This is a genomic window from Enterobacter pseudoroggenkampii (assembly GCF_026420145.1).
Lineage (GTDB): Bacteria > Pseudomonadota > Gammaproteobacteria > Enterobacterales > Enterobacteriaceae > Enterobacter > Enterobacter pseudoroggenkampii.
In genome coordinates, this window is the sequence record NZ_JAPMLV010000013.1 from 1 (window position 1) to 1,704 (window position 1,704).

General features: G+C 47.2%; 3 protein-coding genes and 1 pseudogene. 2 read left to right on the forward strand and 2 right to left on the reverse strand.

Going from position 1 to position 1,704, the window contains the following annotated elements; translation table 11 throughout:
• Window positions 1-485: phage tail protein (locus OTG14_RS23635; RefSeq protein WP_267215820.1), on the forward strand; the 485-nt coding region annotated here is incomplete at its 5' end.
• Window positions 485-1,084 carry a tail fiber assembly protein gene (locus OTG14_RS23640; protein WP_267215821.1) on the forward strand — a complete coding sequence of 200 codons (600 nt, stop codon included), beginning with the start codon at window positions 485-487 and terminating at the stop codon, window positions 1,082-1,084. The genes OTG14_RS23635 and OTG14_RS23640, both read left to right, overlap by 1 nt.
• A gap of 86 nt (window positions 1,085-1,170) precedes the next feature.
• Here the strand turns inward: OTG14_RS23640 and OTG14_RS23645 are convergent, their stop codons facing one another.
• Window positions 1,171-1,365 (reverse strand): hypothetical protein, encoded by a 195-nt coding sequence (locus OTG14_RS23645; RefSeq protein ID WP_061716468.1) that lies wholly within the window; start codon window positions 1,363-1,365, stop codon window positions 1,171-1,173.
• A pseudogene (locus tag OTG14_RS23650) lies at window positions 1,352-1,704 on the reverse strand (phage tail protein); the annotation flags it as partial. The pseudogene OTG14_RS23650 and the gene OTG14_RS23645, both read right to left, overlap by 14 nt.

Consider the following 1,704-nt stretch of genomic DNA (forward strand, 5'->3'; position numbering starts at 1 on the left):
AAAACCTTGGTTTGGGAGAGGGTTCTGCATTGCCGGCCGGCGTTCCCGTTCCGTGGCCGTCAGCGACACCACCGACGGGATGGCTCAAGTGCAATGGAGCTGCATTCACAGCTTCCCAATATCCAAAACTGGCTCAGGCCTACCCGGCACTCAGACTGCCTGATTTACGCGGGGAGTTTATCCGTGGCTGGGATGATGTGCGCGGTATTGATGCTGGTCGAACACTGCTTTCTTTGCAGCTCGATGCTCTTCAAAAAATGACTGGTTCAGCAAGTAACGGTGCCGCAACTGGCTTCGTGAATAGCAGCACATCTAATGTCAGCGGGGTTTTTAAGCGAGGAAGTTCAATTTACCCAAATACTAACGGTCAGAATGCCGAATATCAGGGGGTCGATCTTGTCTTTGATTCATCCCTCGTCGCGCGTTCTGCGGCAGAAACACGTCCGCGCAACATCGCATTTAATTACATCGTGAGAGCAGCGTAATGGTGAAAGCAAAATTAAACAATCAGATTATTGCTACAATGGCCGGTGATGTAACTGTATTTAACTACGATGGTGAGACGCGCGAATACCTTTCTTCATCCGTTGAATATTTAGCGGAAGGTGTAGGTATTCCAGCCTTATCATGTATTGATGCGCCTGGAGAATCTAAAGAAGGTTTTACCATTTGTCGCACCTCTGACTTAAGCGCATGGGAGTACCTCGCCGATCATCGTAGTGAAACTGTATACAGCACGAAGACAGGTCAACGAGTCACGATTTCCCTGCCGGGTGATTATCCGAAAGATACGACTACAGAAGCCCCTGGTACGCCATATGATAAGTGGAGTGGCAGCGAGTGGATAACCGACGTAAAAGCGAAACACTCTGCGGATGTGGAAAAGGCTGAACAGCAGAAAACCGCATTACTGGCTGAAGCGTCTGCAATTATCGCACCATTGGCAGATGCTCAGGTTGGAGGCTACATTGACGATGCAGATATTCCACGTCTGACTGAATGGCAGCGGTACCGTTATAAACTAACTAAGATTGATACCGGCACTGCTCCGAATCTTTACCTTCCACCAAAACCCGAGGTATAGGTCATCCAATATCAGGTGCTTTTGATGTATCAATAATCATCAGCAGCACCTGATATTTTCAGCATTCAGCCAGGAAACGTATTCATTTATTCGTTGCCAGATATATCATGGCTAATTTCCATAAGAGTTGGCTCACCTTTTTCATTGACTTCAAGCCGCATTCCCTCAGGTATTTCCCGCATTGTGAAAAACCAGTTATCTTCAGGGAGCTCTATAGCACCAACAGTATCGTGGAAACCATGAATGACCTCCGTCATCGTGATCGGATTAAATAGGCGCATAGTAAACTCTCCACGAAAAACCATTATTTGATGGGGCACCCGTTGCGGCCATTGTGCAACGAGCTTTGAAACCGATATTTGTTGTTAAAGCATCAATGATCATTGATGAATGAGCAAAGTTGGGTGCTGTGCCAGGATCAGCAGAGAGACGTTCGGCAATGCTGATATAGCGGCTTATACCTGGTAGCGCAATTGGGTAATTAACGGTTGCCAGGCCGTTATCAAGGATTACACCATACCCCATAACCTCAATGGCTCCATCCGACCATATTACCCAAGCTCCATTTGCGTTACTTCCTCGACTGGTTACGTATTTAGCTCCTCCCAAACCAAGGTTTT

What these genes read in the sequence shown, in the direction of transcription:
- OTG14_RS23640 (WP_267215821.1), top strand. Translation starts at nt 485, where the DNA reads ATGGTGAAAGCAAAATTAAACAATCAGATTATTGCTACAATGGCCGGT.
- OTG14_RS23645 (WP_061716468.1), bottom strand. Translation starts at nt 1,365, where the DNA reads ATGCGCCTATTTAATCCGATCACGATGACGGAGGTCATTCATGGTTTC.